This window comes from Microvirga sp. P4_A5 (assembly GCF_056402495.1).
The window spans coordinates 33,412-51,603 of record NZ_JBFUHH010000002.1; the positions used below are offsets into that span (position 1 = coordinate 33,412).

Annotated in this window: 15 protein-coding genes; 12 read left to right on the forward strand and 3 right to left on the reverse strand. The window is 63.9% G+C overall.

The features are described from left to right. The first annotated feature begins 16 nt into the window (after positions 1-16). From AC1DVM_RS01520 to AC1DVM_RS01560, 9 genes are all read left to right on the forward strand, one after another. On the forward strand, positions 17-901 hold the full coding sequence (locus tag AC1DVM_RS01520) for a branched-chain amino acid ABC transporter permease (RefSeq protein WP_477251418.1): 885 nt from the start codon (positions 17-19) through the stop codon (positions 899-901). A 5-nt stretch (positions 902-906) separates the two neighbouring features. Further along, a complete protein-coding gene (locus AC1DVM_RS01525) occupies positions 907-1,908 on the forward strand; it encodes a branched-chain amino acid ABC transporter permease (RefSeq protein ID WP_477251420.1) in 1,002 nt (333 codons plus the stop codon). A 96-nt stretch (positions 1,909-2,004) separates the two neighbouring features. Then, positions 2,005-3,285, forward strand: coding sequence for an ArgE/DapE family deacylase (locus AC1DVM_RS01530; RefSeq protein WP_477251421.1), 1,281 nt, complete (start codon positions 2,005-2,007; stop codon positions 3,283-3,285). Next, entirely contained in the window at positions 3,282-4,676 is a 1,395-nt protein-coding gene (locus AC1DVM_RS01535) for an amidase (protein ID WP_477251423.1), read from the forward strand. The genes AC1DVM_RS01530 and AC1DVM_RS01535 overlap by 4 nt, the downstream gene beginning before the upstream one ends. A 136-nt stretch (positions 4,677-4,812) precedes the next feature. After that, entirely contained in the window at positions 4,813-5,979 is a 1,167-nt protein-coding gene (locus AC1DVM_RS01540; protein WP_477251425.1) for an efflux RND transporter periplasmic adaptor subunit, read from the forward strand. After that, positions 5,976-9,131, forward strand: a complete 3,156-nt coding sequence (locus AC1DVM_RS01545) for an efflux RND transporter permease subunit (RefSeq protein ID WP_477251427.1) — start codon at positions 5,976-5,978, stop codon at positions 9,129-9,131. Before AC1DVM_RS01540 ends, AC1DVM_RS01545 begins: the two co-directional genes overlap by 4 nt. A 159-nt stretch (positions 9,132-9,290) precedes the next feature. Continuing rightward, positions 9,291-10,454, forward strand: coding sequence for an ABC transporter permease (locus tag AC1DVM_RS01550; protein ID WP_477251429.1), 1,164 nt, complete (start codon positions 9,291-9,293; stop codon positions 10,452-10,454). 40 nt (positions 10,455-10,494) lie between these two features. Continuing rightward, the gene (locus AC1DVM_RS01555) at positions 10,495-11,568 is read left to right on the forward strand and encodes an NAD(P)-dependent alcohol dehydrogenase (RefSeq protein ID WP_477251431.1); all 1,074 of its coding nucleotides are present in this window, start codon (positions 10,495-10,497) and stop codon (positions 11,566-11,568) included. Positions 11,569-11,624: 56 nt separating this feature from the next. After that, a complete protein-coding gene (locus AC1DVM_RS01560; protein ID WP_477251433.1) occupies positions 11,625-13,604 on the forward strand; it encodes a heavy metal translocating P-type ATPase in 1,980 nt (659 codons plus the stop codon). On the opposite strand, the gene AC1DVM_RS01565 is transcribed toward AC1DVM_RS01560, so the two are convergent. Beyond that, complete coding sequence (locus tag AC1DVM_RS01565) at positions 13,534-14,229, reverse strand: DUF1003 domain-containing protein (RefSeq protein WP_477251435.1); 696 nt, start codon at positions 14,227-14,229, stop codon at positions 13,534-13,536. The genes AC1DVM_RS01560 and AC1DVM_RS01565 overlap by 71 nt on opposite strands. 155 nt (positions 14,230-14,384) lie before the next feature. Here AC1DVM_RS01565 and AC1DVM_RS01570 point away from each other — a divergent pair, with 155 nt between their 5' ends. The 3 genes from AC1DVM_RS01570 (at position 14,385) to AC1DVM_RS01580 (ending at position 16,815) form a co-directional block, all read left to right on the forward strand. Beyond that, positions 14,385-15,977: an MBL fold metallo-hydrolase RNA specificity domain-containing protein gene (locus tag AC1DVM_RS01570; RefSeq protein WP_477251436.1), complete on the forward strand. Its 1,593-nt coding sequence runs from the start codon at positions 14,385-14,387 to the stop codon at positions 15,975-15,977. 116 nt (positions 15,978-16,093) lie between these two features. Then, positions 16,094-16,498 (forward strand): hypothetical protein, encoded by a 405-nt coding sequence (locus AC1DVM_RS01575; protein WP_477251438.1) that lies wholly within the window; start codon positions 16,094-16,096, stop codon positions 16,496-16,498. 8 nt (positions 16,499-16,506) lie between these two features. Next, positions 16,507-16,815 carry a c-type cytochrome gene (locus AC1DVM_RS01580; RefSeq protein WP_477251570.1) on the forward strand — a complete coding sequence of 103 codons (309 nt, stop codon included), beginning with the start codon at positions 16,507-16,509 and terminating at the stop codon, positions 16,813-16,815. A gap of 38 nt (positions 16,816-16,853) precedes the next feature. Here AC1DVM_RS01580 and AC1DVM_RS01585 read toward each other — a convergent pair whose 3' ends face one another. Both AC1DVM_RS01585 and AC1DVM_RS01590 read right to left on the reverse strand, forming a co-directional pair. Continuing rightward, the gene (locus tag AC1DVM_RS01585; protein WP_477251440.1) at positions 16,854-17,291 is read right to left on the reverse strand and encodes a universal stress protein; all 438 of its coding nucleotides are present in this window, start codon (positions 17,289-17,291) and stop codon (positions 16,854-16,856) included. Positions 17,292-17,316: 25 nt separating this feature from the next. Continuing rightward, the gene (locus tag AC1DVM_RS01590; RefSeq protein WP_477251441.1) at positions 17,317-18,159 is read right to left on the reverse strand and encodes a universal stress protein; all 843 of its coding nucleotides are present in this window, start codon (positions 18,157-18,159) and stop codon (positions 17,317-17,319) included. Positions 18,160-18,192: the final 33 nt, after the last annotated feature.

Below are 18,192 nucleotides of genomic sequence, written 5' to 3' on the forward strand. Positions count from 1 at the left end.
GAAAGAGAACCGAACCATGTTTTCAATGCCGCTGCCGCTCTTTGCCGAGCAAATCATCAACGGTATCGTTCTGGGATCCATGTACGCCCTCGTTGCGAGCGGGCTGACATTGATCTGGGGAACGATGCGGATGCTGAATTTCGCCCATGGCGAGTTCTATATGCTGGGCGGATACCTGTTCTTCCTGCTCATCTCGTCCCTTGGCCTTCCCCCCGCGCTCGCGGTGCCCATCTCGATCTCGCTCGTCTTCCTCGTCGGCCTTGCCGTGCAGCGCCTGTCGGTGCACCCGCTGCTCGGCCGGCCGCAATGGGAGTTCAGCACCCTCGTCGCGACCCTCGGCGTCTCGATCTTCCTGCAGAACGCCGCTCTTCATATCTGGGGCGAGCGTTTCAAGACCGTACCCTACTTCATCAACGGCACCATCGATATCGTCGGAATGAGGCTGTCGTATCAGCGCTTGCTGATCCTCGCGGTCGCGATTTTTGCGATGGTGGTCATGTGGTATCTGCTGCGCCGCACACGTTTCGGCATGGCCCTGCGCGCCACCGCCATGGATCGCGACGCCGCGATGCTCTATGGCGTCAACGTCTACCGGGTCTTCACGATCACGTTTGGAATCGCGGCTGCGCTCGCGGGCCTTGCGGCCACCATGCTGGCAAGCATCAATTCCATCAGCCCATGGATGGGCGCGCCCCTGATGTTGAAGGGATTTGTCGTTGTGGTGCTCGGCGGATTGGGTAGCTTCCCGGGCGCCATCCTGGGCGGAATCATCATCGGTATCGTCGAGACACTCGGCGTTATCACCTGGTCGTCGCAATGGCGCGAGGTCATCTCGTTCACCGTCCTGATCTTCATCCTGTGGTTCCGTCCATGGGGCCTGTTCGGTGTGAAGGAATCCTGAAAATCATGACCACGCCCGAGAACAAGAAACCCCTCAACAACCTCTTCGTGCTCATCGGCATCGCGGCCCTGTTCGCCGTCGTGCCGCTGGTGACACAGGAGGCCTATTTCCTGCACATCTGCATTCTCGCCCTCCTGTTCGGTGCGCTTGCGTCGAGCTGGAACCTGATCAACGGCTACGCGGGGATTTTCACCTTTGGCCATCAGGCGTTCTTCGGTCTCGGTGCCTATGGCTCGGCTCTCATGAGCATGAAACTCGGCCTGAGCCCTTGGGTCACGATGTGGATCGCGGGTGTCATGTCGGCGGCTTTGGGATGCCTGATTTCGCTCCCCGTGCTGCGCATCCGCTCAATCCCGCACATTGCCATCGTCACGCTGGCATTCGCCGAGATCGTGCGCATCGTCTGTTCCAACCTCACCGAGTTCACCCGCGGCGAGCTGGGCCTCTGGGGCATCCCGCCCTTCACGTCGTTCTCGCTGCCGTTCATCGGGCCGGTGGTGTTCGATGCGGCCCATAAGGTTGCGTATTTCTACGTCGTGGTGCTGCTCTGGCTGCTCATCATCGGTGCGACCTACTGGATCCTGCGCAATCGCTTCGGGTTCGGGCTTCGGGCAATCCGGGATTCGCAGATCGCCGCCGAAAGCCTCGGGCTCAACCTCACCCGCTACAAGACGATGGTGTTCGCCCTCAGTTCCATGCTGGCGGGCGTGCTCGGTGCATTCTACGCGCATTACGTGCTGATCCTGACGCCGAGTTCGGCGCTCGGCATCGACATCATGATCCAGATTGTCGCCATGACGCTGATCGGCGGAATTGGCCGGTTGCTCGGACCCACCATCGGCGCGTTCATTCTCACTTTCGGACTCGAATGGCTTCGTGGCTTCGGCGAGTACCGCATGCTCATCTACGGCGTGCTTCTCGTCGCCATCGTGATGTTTCTGCCGAAGGGTCTTGCCAGCATGAGACTTGGATCGCTGCGCCGTCGCAAGAGCGCGCCGTCGCCCTGAGCCCGCGGAAAGCTCGAAGGGCGCAGATTCAGAACAGGTCAACGGTGCGGGCGCGCTGGTGCGTTCGCCACCTCTCAAGAAGGAGCCGGACACATCATGGTCGATCCCGATATTTCCCGCCGCATCAGTGATGCGGTCGATTCGCATTTCGACGAGCAGATCGCCACCACGATGGATTTCGTCGCGATTCCGAGCACCCGGGGCGCCGAGGGTCCGTGCCAGGATATGATGGCCGATCTGCTCAACCGGCGCGGCTACGAGGTGGACGATTGGAAGATCGAGATCGACGACGTGAAGGATCTGCCAGGCTACGGTCCGATCGAACATGATTTTTCCCGTGCGCGCTCGGTGGTCGGCACCTATCGACCGGCAAACACGGTCGGCAAGTCGCTGATCCTGCAGGGACATTGTGATGTTGTTCCGGCCGGTCCCCTCGACATGTGGGACACGCCGCCGTTCCAGCCCACCGTCAGGAACGGCTGGCTCTACGGCCGCGGCGCCGGCGACATGAAGTCGGGCACCATCGCGGCGCTTTATGCCCTCGACGCGTTGCGTTTTGCCGGATTGAAGCCGACAGCGCGCATCCATCTGCAATCGGTCATCGAGGAGGAGAGCACGGGCGTCGGCGCGCTCTCCACCCTCCAGCGCGGCTATCGGGCCGATTGCTGCCTGATTCCCGAACCGACCGACGGCCGGCTCATCCGCTCCCAGGTTGGCGTCATCTGGTTTCGCCTCAAGGTGCGGGGCCGGCCGGCGCATGTGGCGCAGGCCGGGTCGGGCTCCAACGCCATCAAGGCCGCGTACCATCTCGTGCAGGCCCTCGAAGGCCTGGAGGAAGAGTGGAACCGCCGCGCCGCCAGCGACCGCTACTTCAGCGCCCTCACCCATCCGATCAACTTCAATCCCGGCATGATCAAGGGCGGCGAATGGGCCTCCAGCGTTCCGGCCTGGTGCGATGTCGATTGCCGGATCGCGATTCTTCCTGGCTGGAAGGTTTCCGATTGCCAAGCGGAGATCCTTGCCTGCGTGGCGGAGGCGTCGCGCAAGCATGCGTTTCTCGCCGACAGCCCGCCGGAGGTCGTCTGGTCCGGCTTCTTGTCGGACGGTTTCGAGCTCTCCGGAGCCGAAGAGCCCGAGGCCGTGCTGCGGCAGGCCTATGGCTCAATCTTCGGCGGGGAGCTGGCGGACGCGACGTTCACCGGCCTCACCGACACGCGCTTTTATGGTCTCGACCACGGCATTCCGAGCCTCTGCTTCGGCGCCAAGGCCGATCAGATGCACGGGTTCAACGAGGGCGTCGAGCTCGATTCGCTGCGCAAGGTCACGAAGACAATGGCGCTGTTCGTCGCCGATTGGTGCGGGGTTGAACCAGCATGAGTGCGGACATACTGACGCTCCCCGTCGCGGAGCTTACGGCGCGCTATCGCAGCAAGTCGCTCTCGCCGGTAGAGGTTGCCGAAGCGCACCTTGCGCGCGCCGAAATCATCGATGGGAAGCTTTCGGCCTTTCAACTCATCACGCCTGATCTCGCGCGCGAACAGGCGCGCGCTTCTGAGGCGCGGTGGCGGGCGGATTCCCCCATCGGCTCGCTCGATGGCGTTCCCGTGACGATCAAGGACAACTTCGACATCGCCGGCCTGCCGACGCGGTTCGGTTCGCTCACCGTTTCGGACCGACCCGTCGCCGAAGATGTGCCGAGCGTTGCGCGTCTGCGCGAAGCCGGAGCGGTTTTCATCGGCAAGACCACGACGCCGGAATTCGCCTGGAAGGGCATCACCGACAGCGCGTTGCGCGGCATCACCCGCAACCCCTGGAACACCGCGCATTCGCCGGGCGGTTCGAGCGGCGGCGCGGCGGCGGCGCTTGCCGCCGGTGTCGGCTCCCTCGCACTCGGTAATGACGGCGGCGGCTCGATCCGCATTCCCGCGAGCCTGTGCGGAATGTTCGGCATCAAGCCCACGTTCGGACGCGTTCCGCACGCCCAGTCAGGCCTGTTCTGCACGCTCGCCTCCAGTGGCCCCATCACCCGCTCGGTCGCCGATGCGGCCGCCATGCTGCGCGTGCTCGTGCGACCGGACGATCGGGATTATTATGCCGTACCGCCGCCTGCGCCGGATTGGCTGGATAATCTTGAGGGCGGCATCGAGGGCCTGAGGATCGGCTATTCGCCGGCGCTTCAGGGAATCGAGCCGAGCGACGAGGTGGCGCGCGCGGTCCGCGCCGCGGTGGAGCTTGCCCGCGACCTCGGCGCCGAGGTTGAAGATGTCGGTCCGCTTCTCGATCCGCTGCGTCCGATCTTCGAGGAGCATTGGCGCGCCGGGTTCGCTGCGCGCTTACGCGATGTCCCGCGCGAGCAATGGGATCTCGTCGATCCCGGGTTCCGCGAACTCGCGGAAGCGGGATTGAATGTCAGCGGCGAAGCATTGAACCGTGCCGAAATCGCCCGGGCGAAATTGACGGAACAGATGGCCCGCTTCCACCGTCGCTATCCGCTCCTGCTGACTGCGACCACGCGGGTCACGGCCCCGGTCGCCGATATTCTTTACAATGGACCGGATTACGACCGCTGGCAGGTCGCGGTTCCCTACACGGTTCCGTTCAACCTGACGGGACAGCCCGCGGCTTCGTTACCCTGCGGGCTCTCCTCGACCGGCCTTCCGATCGGCCTTCAGGTCATCGGGCCCCGCTTCGCCGAGCCCCTCGTCATGCGGGCGAGCCAGGCGCTGGAGAGAGCTCTGGGGTTCGACAGCCGCCCAGCGCTCGCCTGATCGCAGCTTCGCTTCAGAAAGAATATCTCAGGTCGGGATGTCTTTCCCGATGCGCCGACCTGAAGGTGACTTGTACGTCCGTCCTTATGATCGTTTGATGGTGAACGCCCTCGCCGCGATCCGGAGTTCAGGACAGATGCCCAAGCACCTCGCCTCGTGCCGTAACGCTTTCCTCCTCTTTGCGATTGCATTGGCTTTGGTCACCGGCTCCGACGGACCCTGCGCACAGGGCGGGCCCGGCTCCATGCCGCCGCCGGAGGTTTCCGTGGTGGAGGTGAAGGCGGGACCTGTTCCGCTGAGCTTCGAATATGCCGCCAGAGTCGCGGCCTCGCGCGAAGTTCAGGTCCGGGCGCAGGTGGGTGGCATCCTGTTGAAGCGGAACTTCGTGGAAGGCGCGGAGGTAAAAGCGGGCGACGTCCTGTTTGAGATCGATCCCGCCGTCTACAAGGCCGAGCTTGCAAAGGCCCAGGCCCAGTTGCAGCAGGCCGATGCGCAACTCTCGCAAGCCTCACGCGAGGCCGACCGCATGACGCGCCTGTTCGCCACCGGCTCCGGCACCGAAAAGGCGCGTGACGACGCGCTGTCGGCACAGGAACTCGCAAGCGCCATCGTGGCGGGCGCCAAGGCGCAGGTCATGGCCGCGCAGCTTCAAGTCGATTTCACACGGGTGACGGCGCCCATCGGCGGCAGGACGAGTCTGGAGCGTGTCCCCGAAGGAAGCCTCATCAGCACCGCGGGCGACGCTGGACTCCTCACGCGGATCACGCAGGACGATCCGGCCTATATCAATTTCTCGGTGAACGAGAGCGAGTTCTCGGCGGCCCGCGCGCTGCTCGAATCTCAAGGACAATGGGACAAGGCCGCGGACATCATCAGGCTCAAGATCCTGTTCGGCGATGGGATCCAATACAGTGAGATCGGCATCATCGACTTTCTGTCCAGCGGTCTCGACCCCGAGACCGGTACGTTGCGTCTCCGCGGCGTTGTCGCCAACCCGGAGCGTCGCCTTCTGCCGGGTCTGTTCGTGCGGGCGGTGGTGACGGGCATCACGCTTGCAAGCGCCGTGGTGGTGCCGCGGGCTGCGGTGTCGCAAGGCCCGCAGGGCACCTTCGTCTACACGCTCGGGAGCGAGAGCAAGGCCGAAATCAGGCCGATTGTCCTCGGGCGGGAGGTCGCGGACGGTTGGGTGGTCGAGTCCGGGCTGAAGCCGGGCGATAAACTCATTACGGAAGGCCTGATCAAGGTGCGTCCGGGCTCTGCCGTGAAAGTCAGCGCGGCCGTCGCCGGAGGCACAAGGCCATGAACCGGTTTTTCGTCGACCGGCCGGTTTTCGCAGCTGTCATTTCCATCGTCATCGTTCTGGCGGGCATCGTCGCGATGGGCGTGCTGCCGATCGCGCAATACCCGGAACTGACGCCCCCGCAGGTGGTCGTCAGCGCCAGCTATCCGGGCGCCAATGCCGAGACCATCGCCCAGACGGTGGCGGCGCCGTTGGAGCAGCAGATCAACGGCGTCGAGGGCATGATCTACATGCAATCGTCGAATTCCAGCAGCGGCGAGATGCAGCTGACCGTGACCTTCGCGCTCGGGACAAATCCCGACCAGGCGACCATCAATGTCAACAACCGTGTGCAGCGCGCCACGCCGACATTGCCACAGGAAGTCACACGGCTCGGGGTTACGGTCGAACAAAGGTCCACCTCGATCCTGGGCATGGTGGCGATGTTCGCCAAGGATGGGCGCTACGACACCACCTATGTGGGCAACTACGCCCTTCTGAACGTGGTGGACGAACTCAAGCGCGTCCCCGGCGTCGGTGACGCCTCAATCCTTGGCCAGCTCGATTATTCGATGCGGATATGGCTGCGCCCCGATAAACTTGCGCAGTTTTCTCTCACGCCCACCGACGTGGCCATAGCGATTCGCGAACAGAACGCGCAATTCGCCGCCGGCCGGTTCGGCGACACGCCCAACGATCCCTCGACGTCCTTCACATATTCGGCGACCACGCAGGGACGCCTCGCCGACGCGGATGCGTTCGGCAACATCATCCTGCGCTCGACGCAGGACGCCGCGGCCCTGCGACTCAAGGACGTAGCGCGTGTGGAATTGGGCGCCGCAAGCTATTCGACCGACAGCAAGCTCAACAGCACGCCGGCGGTGCCGATTGCGATCTACCTGCAGGCGGGCGCAAACGCGCTGAACACCATGGATGCGGTCAATGCGCGGCTGGATGAACTTCGACCCGGTTTCCCCCCTGGGCTGACCTACGACATCCCCTATGACACGACCAAATTCATCAAGGTGTCGATCGAGGAGGTGATCCACACCTTCGTCGAGGCCATCATCCTGGTGGTCCTGGTGGTCTTTCTGTTCCTGCAGAACTGGCGTGCCACGCTGATTCCGGTCGTCGCGGTGCCGATATCGATCGTCGGGACATTCGCCGGCATGTATCTCCTCGGCTTTTCCATCAATCTTCTGACCCTGTTCGGCCTCGTGCTCGCCATCGGCATCGTGGTGGACGACGCCATCGTGGTTCTCGAGAACGTCGAGCGCATCATGGAGACCGACAAACTCCCGCCACGCGAGGCCGCCATCAAGGCGATGGGAGAAGTGACGGGGCCGGTCATCGCCATCGTGCTGGTGCTCTGCGCCGTGTTCATCCCCGTGTCGTTCATGGGCGGGCTCGCCGGCAACATGTACCAGCAATTCGCCGTCACCATCGCCATGTCGGTTATCATCTCGGGCATCGTCGCCCTCACCCTCACGCCGGCGCTCTGCGCCCTCATCCTCAAACCCGGCCATCAGGAGCCGTGGCTTCCGTTCCGGATCTTCAATCGCAATTTCGACCGGCTGAGCGCCGGCTATACGAGCGGCGTGCGCTTCTTCGCCCGACGTTTCGTCATCGGCCTGTTGATCTTCGTCGGCATTCTCGCCGCAACCGGGATCCTCTTCCGAACCATTCCGGGCTCGCTCGTTCCCGACGAGGACCAGGGCTTTCTCATCGGCGCCACCGTGCTGCCGCCGGCGGCCTCGCTCCACCGCACCATCGCCGCCATGGATCAATCCTCGGCGAATCTCCAGAAGCATCCGGCTGTCGAGAACGTTTTCGCCATCGCCGGCTTCGATCTTTTGTCGGGTGGGCTCAAGCCAAGCGCCGGCACGACATTCGTGACCTTGAAAGACTGGAATCTGCGCACCACGCCGGACGTCGATGCCCGAAATCTCCCGGGCCCGTTCATGGGCATGAATGCGGGCATCAAGGATGCGCTGACGCTGTTTTTCAATCCACCGCCCATCATGGGACTGAGCACCACCGGCGGGTTCGAGCTCTACCTGCAGGACCGGACCGGAGGCGGCGTGGGATCCTTGGCGGCGACTACCGCCGCGTACGTCGAGGCTGCCGCGAAACGTCCCGAACTCGCGGGTGTTCGCACCACCTTCGACACCAACGTGCCGCAATACCGGATCGATCTCAATCGTGACACCGCAAAGGCGCTAGGGGTGCCGATCAGTTCAGTTTTCGAGGCAATGCAGAGCACGTTCGGGAGCCTCTACGTCAACGATTTCACTCTTTTCGGACGCAACTACCGCGTGACGCTGCAATCGGAAGCAGCCTTCCGTCAGGCGCCCAAGGATCTGCGCCAGGTCTTCGTGCGGTCTAATACCGGCAGCATGATACCTCTAAGCGCGCTGGTCACCACAGAGCGCATGATCGGCCCCGATCAGCTCGAACGGTTCAACGCTTTCGCGGCGGCCAAGATCACCGGCAATCCCGCATCGGGATACACCTCCGGCGAAGCTATCGCGGCCATGCAGCAGGTCGCCCGCGAGATGCTTCCGCAGGGGTTCCAGATTGCCTGGACGGGGTCTGCCTATCAGGAACTGGAGGCGGGCGGCTCCGGTACGCAGGCGATGGTGTTCGGCATCGTCATGGTGTTCCTGATCCTGGCCGCCCAATACGAGAAATGGACCTTGCCGCTGGCGGTGGTGCTGGCGGTGCCGTTCGCACTACTCGGAGCGCTGCTTGCCATCTGGCTGCGCGGGCTGACGAACGACGTCTATTTCCAGATCGGATTGGTCACCCTCGTGGGCCTCGCGGCGAAGAACGCCATCCTGATCGTGGAATTCGCCGTGTTGAAGCGGCAGGAGGGAGCAAGCGCGCTCGAAGCGGCGGTGGAAGCGGCGCGACTGCGTTTCCGTCCGATCATCATGACCTCGCTCGCCTTCATTCTCGGTGTCGTTCCGCTGGCCATCAGCAGCGGCGCAGGGTCCGCCAGCCGGCATTCCATCGGAACCGGCGTCATCGGCGGCATGCTGGTTGCGACCTTCGTCGCCACCTTCTTCATCCCGATGTTCTACCGGCTGGTGGCGTGGCGCGAGCCGAAATCGCGCGATGCCGGAGCACCCCTGGCGGAGGTAGCCCCTCCCGTGACCGAGCGCGGCCCGGTCTAGCGATCGCCGGAGCGCGCATTCATTGCGCTACGTCAAGAACCGCGGCGACTTTTGCCCCATACTTCGGGCCGGGTTCGCGGAGGCCACGATGGATTCGCCATGCGTCAATGACAAGCCTCAGGCCGCGTGCATGGGCTGCCGCGAAGGCGGGAGGACCTTGTGAATCCCGACTTCGCTTCCATCACCGGGACCTCTGCGCCGCCTAGCTGTGGCTTCGACCAAGGCCCGCAGGGGCTCACCGTCCGCCTTGCCGGCGCATGGGTAGCCGAGCACGCCGCCACCATGGAGACCCTGATGGCGGACCTCGCAGAGCGGGCCCGGAGCCTGCCTCAGATCACCATCGATCTCTCGGGCATCGCGCGCCTCGACACCGCCGCGGCGTGGCTTCTGGATCGAACGCGTCACGCGTTGCTCGCCGAGGGTCGCACCGTGTTGTTGTCCGGGGGCACCGAAGAGCATCGCATCCTCATCGATGAAGTCGATCAATACGAGGTCGTGTCGACCCGAGAGACCGACGAGAACGAGGTGACAGAAGCCCTGGAAACCGTCGGCCGCAACGTGGTTGGCATCGAACGCGACGTCGTCAGTGGATTATCGTTTCTCGGGGAGTTCGTCACGGCAGTGGGCGGATTATTTCTCCACCCGCGCCGCCTGCGCGGAACAGCGCTTGTAGCCCAGCTCGATCGGGTCGCTCTGCACGGCGTCCCCATCATCGCGCTGATTTCATTTCTCGTCGGCGGCATCATCGCCCAGCAGGGAATATTCCAGCTCCGCAAATTCGGCGCCGCCACGTTCGTCGTTGATCTCGTGGGCATCCTCACGCTTCGTGAACTCGGCGTTCTCCTGACGGCGATCATGCTCGCCGGTCGCTCCGGCTCCTCGTTCACGGCCGAACTCGGCTCCATGAAAATGCGCGAGGAAATCGACGCCATCCGCGTGATGGGCCTCGATCCGATGGAGGTGCTCATCATCCCGCGTCTGCTCGCGCTGGTGATCGCTCTCCCGATGCTGACCTTCATCTCGGACATCTCGGCGCTCTTCGGCGGCGGTCTCATAGCGTGGCTCTACGATGACATGAGTCCGCGGGTGTTCATGTCACGATTGCAGGACGCGGTCGAACTCAATACCTTTATGGTCGGCATTCTCAAGGCCCCCTTCATGGCTCTCATCATCGGAATGATCGCAACCGTCGAAGGTTTCGCGGTCGCCGGTTCGGCGGAGTCCCTCGGGCGTCACGTGACCGCGTCGGTGGTCAAGTCGATCTTCATGGTGATTGTCGCCGACGGTCTCTTCGCGATTTTCTTCGCCGCGATCGAATATTGATCACACCAACGTTGACCTGCAGGATCTGGGAGAAATCACGATGTCCAAAATGAAAGTTGCGATTTTCGTCGAGCCGGGGCGCATCGTTCTTGACGAGAAGCCGATTCCCGATGTCGGACCGCTCGATGCGCTCATTCGCATCACCACCACGACGATCTGTGGCACGGACATCCATATTCTCAAGGGCGAGTATCCGGTCGCCCGCGGCCTGACGATCGGTCACGAACCGGTCGGCATCATCGAGAAACTTGGTTCCGCCGTGCGCGGCTATCATGAGGGCCAGAAGGTCATCGCGGGGGCCATTTCGCCGAGCGGCTACAGCGAGGCCTGTCTCTGCGGCTGCCACTCCCAGGACGGCGCGGGCACGAAGCATGGCTGGAAGCCGCTCGGAGGCTGGCGCTTCGGCAACACCATCGACGGAGCTCAGGCGGAATTTCTGCTGGTTCCCGACGCCATGACCAATCTGGCTGCCGTTCCGGATGGGCTCACGGACGAGCAGGTGCTCATGTGTCCCGACATCATGTCGACCGGCTTCTCCGGAGCCGAGAGCGGGCGCATCCGCATCGGCGACATCGTGGCGGTCTTCGCCCAGGGTCCCATCGGACTTTGTGCGACAGCCGGCGCGAAACTCATGGGGGCCACCACCATCATCGCGGTCGAGAGCGTGCCGGCGCGCGCGGAAATGTCCCGTCGCATGGGCGCAGACCATGTGGTGGATTTTGCGAACGTCGATCCGGTGGCGGAGATCATGCGGCTCACGGATGGACGAGGCGTCGACGTCGCCATCGAGGCGCTGGGCAAGCAGGCCACATTCGAGGCTGCCCTGCGCGTCCTTCGGCCCGGCGGAACTCTGTCCTCCCTGGGGGTCTACTCGGCGGACCTCAAAATACCGCTCGACGGCTTCCTCGCCGGCCTTGGCGATCATACCATCCGCACGACGCTTTGCCCCGGCGGCAAGGAGCGTATGCGTCGGCTGATGAGCGCGATCTCTTCGGGCCGCGTCGACACGCGGCCGTTGGTCACCCATCGCTTCAAGCTCGACCAGATCGAGGACGCCTATGACCTGTTTGCCCACCAGCGCGACGGCGTCCTCAAGGTGGCCATCACGCCGTAGCTTGCGCCGCATCGGCGGAAAGCGCATCTCTCCTACGTCCCTCGCTCGGTGCCCCGATGTCCGGTCTCGACAATTCCAGCTTTCCGTCTGCGAAGTCGTTTGCTCCGGAACGCGGCGCCTTCTCGTTAGGGGGGTTGCACAGGCTCGTTCGCCCCGTGCTCGTGATGATTCCAGCGCTCGGCTTGGCGGCAGGCTTCGTCGCGCGAGTCGCCGGCTACGACCAGTTGTCCGGAGTCCTTTGGATGGCCGCGAGCGTGCCGGTTCTGGCCGCACTGCTGGTCGAAATCGTCGCAACCCTGAGACGTGGGGATGTGGGCCTCGATATCGTGGCGGCCTTGTCGATGACGGGCGCGCTCGTATTCGGCGAACATCTCGCGGCCGTCGTCGTGGCGCTGATGTATGCCGGGGGACAATATCTCGAGAGCTTTGCCGAGCGTCGCGCCAACCGCGAGATGACCGCCCTCCTGGGACGCGTGCCGCGGACGGCCATGCGTTACCGGGATGGCAGGCTCGAGGAAGTGCCGCTCGATTCCATCTTGCCGGGCGAGCGCCTGCTCGTGCGGCAGGGAGACGTGGTGCCGGTGGACGGCGTCGTGGCCGAAGACGCCGTCGCGGTGCTCGATCAATCCGCCCTGACCGGCGAATCCCTGCCCGTGCAAAGGAATGCGGGCGAGCCTGTGATGAGCGGCGTGACCAATGTGGGCGAGGTCTTCGACCTGACCGCGACCCATCGTGCGGCAGAGAGCACCTTTGCGGGAATCGTACGCCTGATCGAGGCGGCCCAACGCTCGAAAGCCCCCATGTCGCGGCTGGCCGACCGATTCGCCATCGTGTTCCTGGCGTTCACGGTTGCGCTCGCGACATTCGCTTGGCTGTGGAGCGGCGATCCCATCCGGGCGCTGGCCGTGCTGGTGATTGCCACGCCTTGCCCGCTGATTCTCGCGGTGCCTGTCGCCATCGTGTCTGGCGTGTCCCGCGCCGCTCGATCAGGGGTGCTGGTCAAGGGCGGCAAGGCTCTCGAGACCCTGGCGCGCGTGCGCGTGCTGGTGATCGACAAGACCGGCACCCTCACCCATGGCGAAGCCCGCCTGACCGAAATTCGGCCGGTGGCGGAGTTCGAGCCGGGACGGCTGCTTCAGCTCGCGGCCTCGCTCGATCAGGCCTCCAAGCATGTGATCGCCCGTGCGTTGGTGGCGGAGGCCCGGGGGCAGGGAATCGATCTTCATCTCCCTGTGAACGTGGTCGAGGCGCCGGGTGACGGACTTTCCGGGACGGTGGACGGATTTCGCGTGGTCGTGGGCGGGGTCGGCTATGTGGCTGCGCAAATCCCCGCCATGAGGGGGGCGTTCGTGGCCGATCGCTATCCGGTGGGATCGGTGGTGGTGGCAATCGCGGTCGACGAACGCCCGGCCGGGTTTCTGGTGCTGTCTGACGGGCTGCGGGAAGGGGCCGAAAAGGTGATCGATAGTCTGCGCGGATTGGGAATTGCGCGGATCGTGCTCGCATCCGGCGACCGCAAGGACGTCGCCGACGCCGTGACGGCCGGCCTGGGGTTCGACGAAGTGCGGGCCGACCTTTCGCCCGAACAGAAGATCGCCATCGTGCAGGCCGAACGGCGGCACGGCACCGTCATGATGATCGGGGACGGGGTCAACGACGCGCCGGCGCTCGCGGCGGCCGATCTCGGCGTCGCCATGGGGGCGAAAGGCGCCGCCGCATCCGCGGAAGCAGCCGACGTGGTGTTGCTGGTGGACGAACTGGACAGGATCCTGCCCGCCATCACCGCGGCTCGCTGGTCCCGACGCATCGCACTGCAAAGCATCTATGTGGGCATCGGACTTTCGGTTCTCGGCATGATCGTCGCCATGCTGGGTTACCTCACCCCGGTGCAGGGCGCGCTGATCCAGGAGGTGATCGACGTGGCGGTGATCCTGAATGCCTTGCGGGCGCTGCGCGGCCCCGAAATCAACGCCGCTCCTGCAGCAGTTCGATCTGCAACTGCTGGATCTCCGCCAACCGTTCCCATTGACGCGTGATGAGATGATCGAGCTTGTCGTGGAGATGCCGGATTTCTAGTTCGGCCTTGAGATTCACTCGGTAATCGTTGAGGGAGCGCAGGCGATCCTTCGATTCCTGACGCCTCTGGCTCATCATGATGATCGGCGCCTGGACGGCGGCGACGCACGAGAGGATCAGATTGAGAAGGATATACGGATAAGGATCGAAGGCCTCTTGCTGGGCGATGGTGTTGATGGCGATCCAGACCCCGAGCCCGATCCCGAATAGAATGAGAAACGGCCAGCTCCCGCCGAAAGTCGAGAGCCCGTCGGATAGGCGCTCGCCCAGCGTTCGTTTTTCGTCGTAGCTCAGCTCGGTATTGGTCGACACCACCAGGCCTTCGGCGAGACTGCGCGCGACGTCCCGGTCGAGATCGGAAAGTTCGCCACGCTCCTGCCGCAGGAGATCTTCCACGTACAGCATGCGGTACCGGTCCGCCGCCGACCGACTGATGCGGGCATCGGGAGCGAGGTCCGGATGGTCCCGCCGCAGCCGGTCCACGAGCGCGGGGTGGAGATGATCGAGCACGATGGAATCGTGGCTCGACATGGGTTTTCCGGTGATCGGGCAAACGGAGCCGGTTGAGGATGCGCGGGATGTCATGGATCGGGCCTCTGCTTCCTGGGTTGGTCAAACTTAGCCGCTCGACACGATCCTACCTAGATGCGATCCTTCGTCATCGTTTCGGAACGGCGATGGCCGAAAGTGTCGGTCTGGCACTTTGGCTCATCCCCGATCAGCCTTGAAGGAGTGCTTTCGTGCCGCTCCGCCTTCATTTCTACGGCGCCGCCGGAACCGTCACCGGTTCCTGCTTCATGCTCGAAACCGGCACCGTCCGGATTCTCGTCGATTGCGGCATGTTCCAGGGCTCCAAGACGGAGCGGGAACTGAATTATCGCCATTTCCCGTTTCGAGCCGCGGGCATCAGCGCGCTGTGCCTGACCCACGCCCATATCGACCATAGCGGCCTCATCCCGAAATTGACCAAGGCGGGGTTCGACGGCCCGATCTACGCCACGCAGGCGACCGCCGACCTCGCCTCGATCATGCTGCCGGACTCGGGGCACATCCAGGAAATGGAGGTCGAGAACCTGAACCGCCGCAACTCCCAAAGGGGGCGCGCGCCGGTCTTTCCGATCTACACTGCCGAGGAGGCTCTCGCGAGTCTCGCCCAGTTCCGCGCAGTGCCTTATGGGGAATGGCTGGACGTCGCCCCAGGCTTTCGCGCCCGCTACTGGAATGCCGGTCATCTGCTCGGTTCCGCCTCCATCGAGATTGAGGTGGCGTCCGATACGGGCGGCGCGCCGACCCGGCTGCTCTTCTCGGGCGATGTGGGGCCTGATCACAAACTGCTGCAGCCGTCTCCGGACGGTCCGCGCGACCTCGATTACGTGATCCTCGAATCCACCTACGGCGACACCGACCGCGCCGGGGTCACGATCATGAGCCGACGTCGCATGTTGCGGGACGAAGTGCGGGAGGCACGCAAGAAGCCGAGCGGCGTGCTGCTGATCCCGTCCTTCGCCGTGGAGCGAACGCAGGAGCTTTTGGTCGATCTTCGCGCCTTGATGGAGGCAGGCGAGATCCCCGAGATTCCGGTTTTCATCGACTCGCCCCTCGCCTCGCGGGCATCGGATATTTTCCAGCGGCATGCCGGGGAATTGCGCGACGGCGACGATCTCGTGCGGGCGCTTCGATCCCGCTGGGTACGCTTCACCCAAAGCGTGGAGGAGAGCAAGGCGATCGACCGCATCCACAGTTTCCACATCATCATCGCGGCGAGCGGGATGTGCGAGGCCGGGCGGATCCGGCATCATCTTAGGGCGTGGCTCTGGCGCGACGACGCCACCGTCCTGTTCGTGGGCTATCAGGCGCAGGGAACGCTGGGGCGCATTCTGCAGGAAGGCGTCTCGCGCGTGCGCATCCGTGGCGAAGAGGTCAGGGTTCGGGCGCGGATGCGGACGCTCGACCTCTATTCAGGCCACGCTGACGCGCCGGAACTGGCAGCCTGGCTCGCGGATCGGCGTCCGGTGCGACGGAGCGTGTTTCTCGTCCATGGCGAGGCGCCCGCGCTCAGCGCCCTGCAGGCTTCCCTTGGCGGCGATGCACGGGCTCATCGACCGATCATCGCCGACCTTGACGATGTTTTCGATCTGTCCGGGGATGTCGCGCGTCTTCTGGAAGCGCCCGAGCGCCGCCTGCCACCCGAGGTGACTGGTCACCGGGATTGGCACAACGATTACTCCGACCTGATCCTCGACCTCAATGCGGTAATCGAAAAGGCGGCCGACAGGAAAGCAAAGGAAGTCGTCATCCGCCGGCTGAGGCGCGCACTTCATGAGGAGGGGTGACGAGCTCATTTCCGCCGCGCCGGCATTGATCGGAATCAAAGTCGCGTGGGTGCGGGTCTTTACATTGATCAGCGGTGGACCTTCAACGGTCGCCGTCCGATTTCAGGAGAGCGAATATGCTTCATCACATCACGCTTCATCTGGCGCGCAGCAAGGCGTTCCCGGAAGGAAGCATCCGCCATGGCTACGAGGTAACGGCGCCTCTCGACGAGAAAGGCATGCTCGATCGCGAAGAATGGGCGAGCAAGCGCGCGCAGTGCCGCGTCAAGCGCTTCTGGCCCGGCGAACCGGATCGCAACGGGGTGTTGATACACCGCCAGGGCGGTTCGGGAGGCGCCACCTGGATGATCGACTACAATCAGGATCGGCCAGGCGACGAAGAATCGGGCTATCGCCTCAACCAACACCGGTTCGCGCCGGGCGAGTACGTCACCATCCAGGACGAGGACGAGAAACCCTATACGTTCGAGGTGAAAGCCGTCCGGCCCGCCGAACCGCGCGCCAAGGCGGAGACGAAGTGATGCGGCGCATGGTTTTTGCCAGCCTCGTGCTGGCTTCATTCCTCACCTCGGCGGCCGCCCAGGAAGGCCGCGTGCAGCGCGGCGCCACCTTCGCGCGCGTGAACTGCTCCCAATGCCACGCGATCGGCCTGATCGGCGAGAGCCCGCTCTCCGAGGCTCCGCCATTCCGCACGCTGCATGAGCGCTATCCGGTCGAGGATCTGGCCGAGGCGCTGGCAGAAGGAATTACCACCGGACATCCGTCCATGCCGGAATTTCAGCTCGATGCGGCGCAGATCAACGATCTCATTGCCTACCTGAAATCGATAGAACGCTGACGCGCTGGTCGCGCCGCATCCGCACGACACATCGGGTGCTAACGCACGACGAGCACCGGAATGGTCGATTGGGAGAGCACTTTCAGAGTCTCGCTTCCCAGGAACATGGCGGACATGCCCGAGCGCCCGTGCGACGCCATGACGATCAGGTCGCATTGCCGGCTCTCGGCGGCGCGAACGATCGCCTGGTTGGGCGCATCGTCCTCGAGATGGATGGTCGTCGCGTCGATCCCCGCGCCCGCGGCGACCTGAGCGGCTCGCGCAAGAATGCGGTCGGCCTGCTTCTTCATATGCGCGCGGAAGGAGGTGGGCGTCTCCTCCAGTTGCTCGGCCTCGATCGCGAAGACATGGAACGGCTGCGTCACCGTCAGGATGCAGATCTTTGCATCCAGCGCCCTCGCGAGCTTCACACCGTGATCGATGGCGTGCGCCGCCAGCTCCGATCCGTCGGTGGCAATCAGGATGTTCTTGAACATGATAGTCTCCCCTTGTTGAACCTGCTTAGTACGAAAGAAGCAGCGGCACCGGGCAACGCTTCAGCAACGACTGGGTGACGCCACCGAGAATCATCTCCCGGAATCGGGAATGCATGAATGCGCCCATGACGATCATGTCCGCGTGCGTGAGCGTCGCGTGGTTTCGCAGTGTCGTCGCCACGTCGCCCTCGACGACGGGAAGCGTCAGCACGTTCACGTTGACGCCGTGACGCACCAGATGCGGCGCGATCTCGGCACCCGGCACGGTATCGGCGAGATCCTTCTCGCCCTCCACGCTCACGAGTTCGACGGTCTCGGCCGCGCGCAGAAGCGGCAACGCGTCGTTCACGGCGCGCGCGGCCTTGCCGCTGCCGTCCCACGCGACGACGATGCGGTTTGCCTTGAACTTCTCGAACGACGGGGGGACGACGATGAGGGGGCGCCCGCTGCGCGACAGCACTGCCTCGATCAGGCCTCGATCGACGGCGACCGCCACAGGCTCGGCATCGAGCACGGTCACGTCGTGCGAAATCGCCAGTCTCGTGAAACTTTCGATGAGTTGGGGATAGGCCAGTTGTGGCGTCTCGACACTGGACGAGATGCCTGAATCCGCCGCCGCCTGCCGGGCCGAATCCGCAACCGCTTTCGCCAGCGCGTCGAGCCGCCGGTTCTCCGCCGCCACCAGACTGGCGCCGATTTCGCTGACGAAGACATGGGTCAGTACGAGCTTCAGCGAGGCTGCCTGAACGGTCACGTGGGCGGAGGCCTGCGCCGCGAGAGAAAGGCCATATCCGAGCGCGGCGGCAGGCTCTTTGAGCTCACCCTCTTCGGTCGTGCCGATCAAAACGCTCTTGATGTTCTCGATCATGATCTTCCTTTCTTGTTTGTGCGAAAAAAAGCG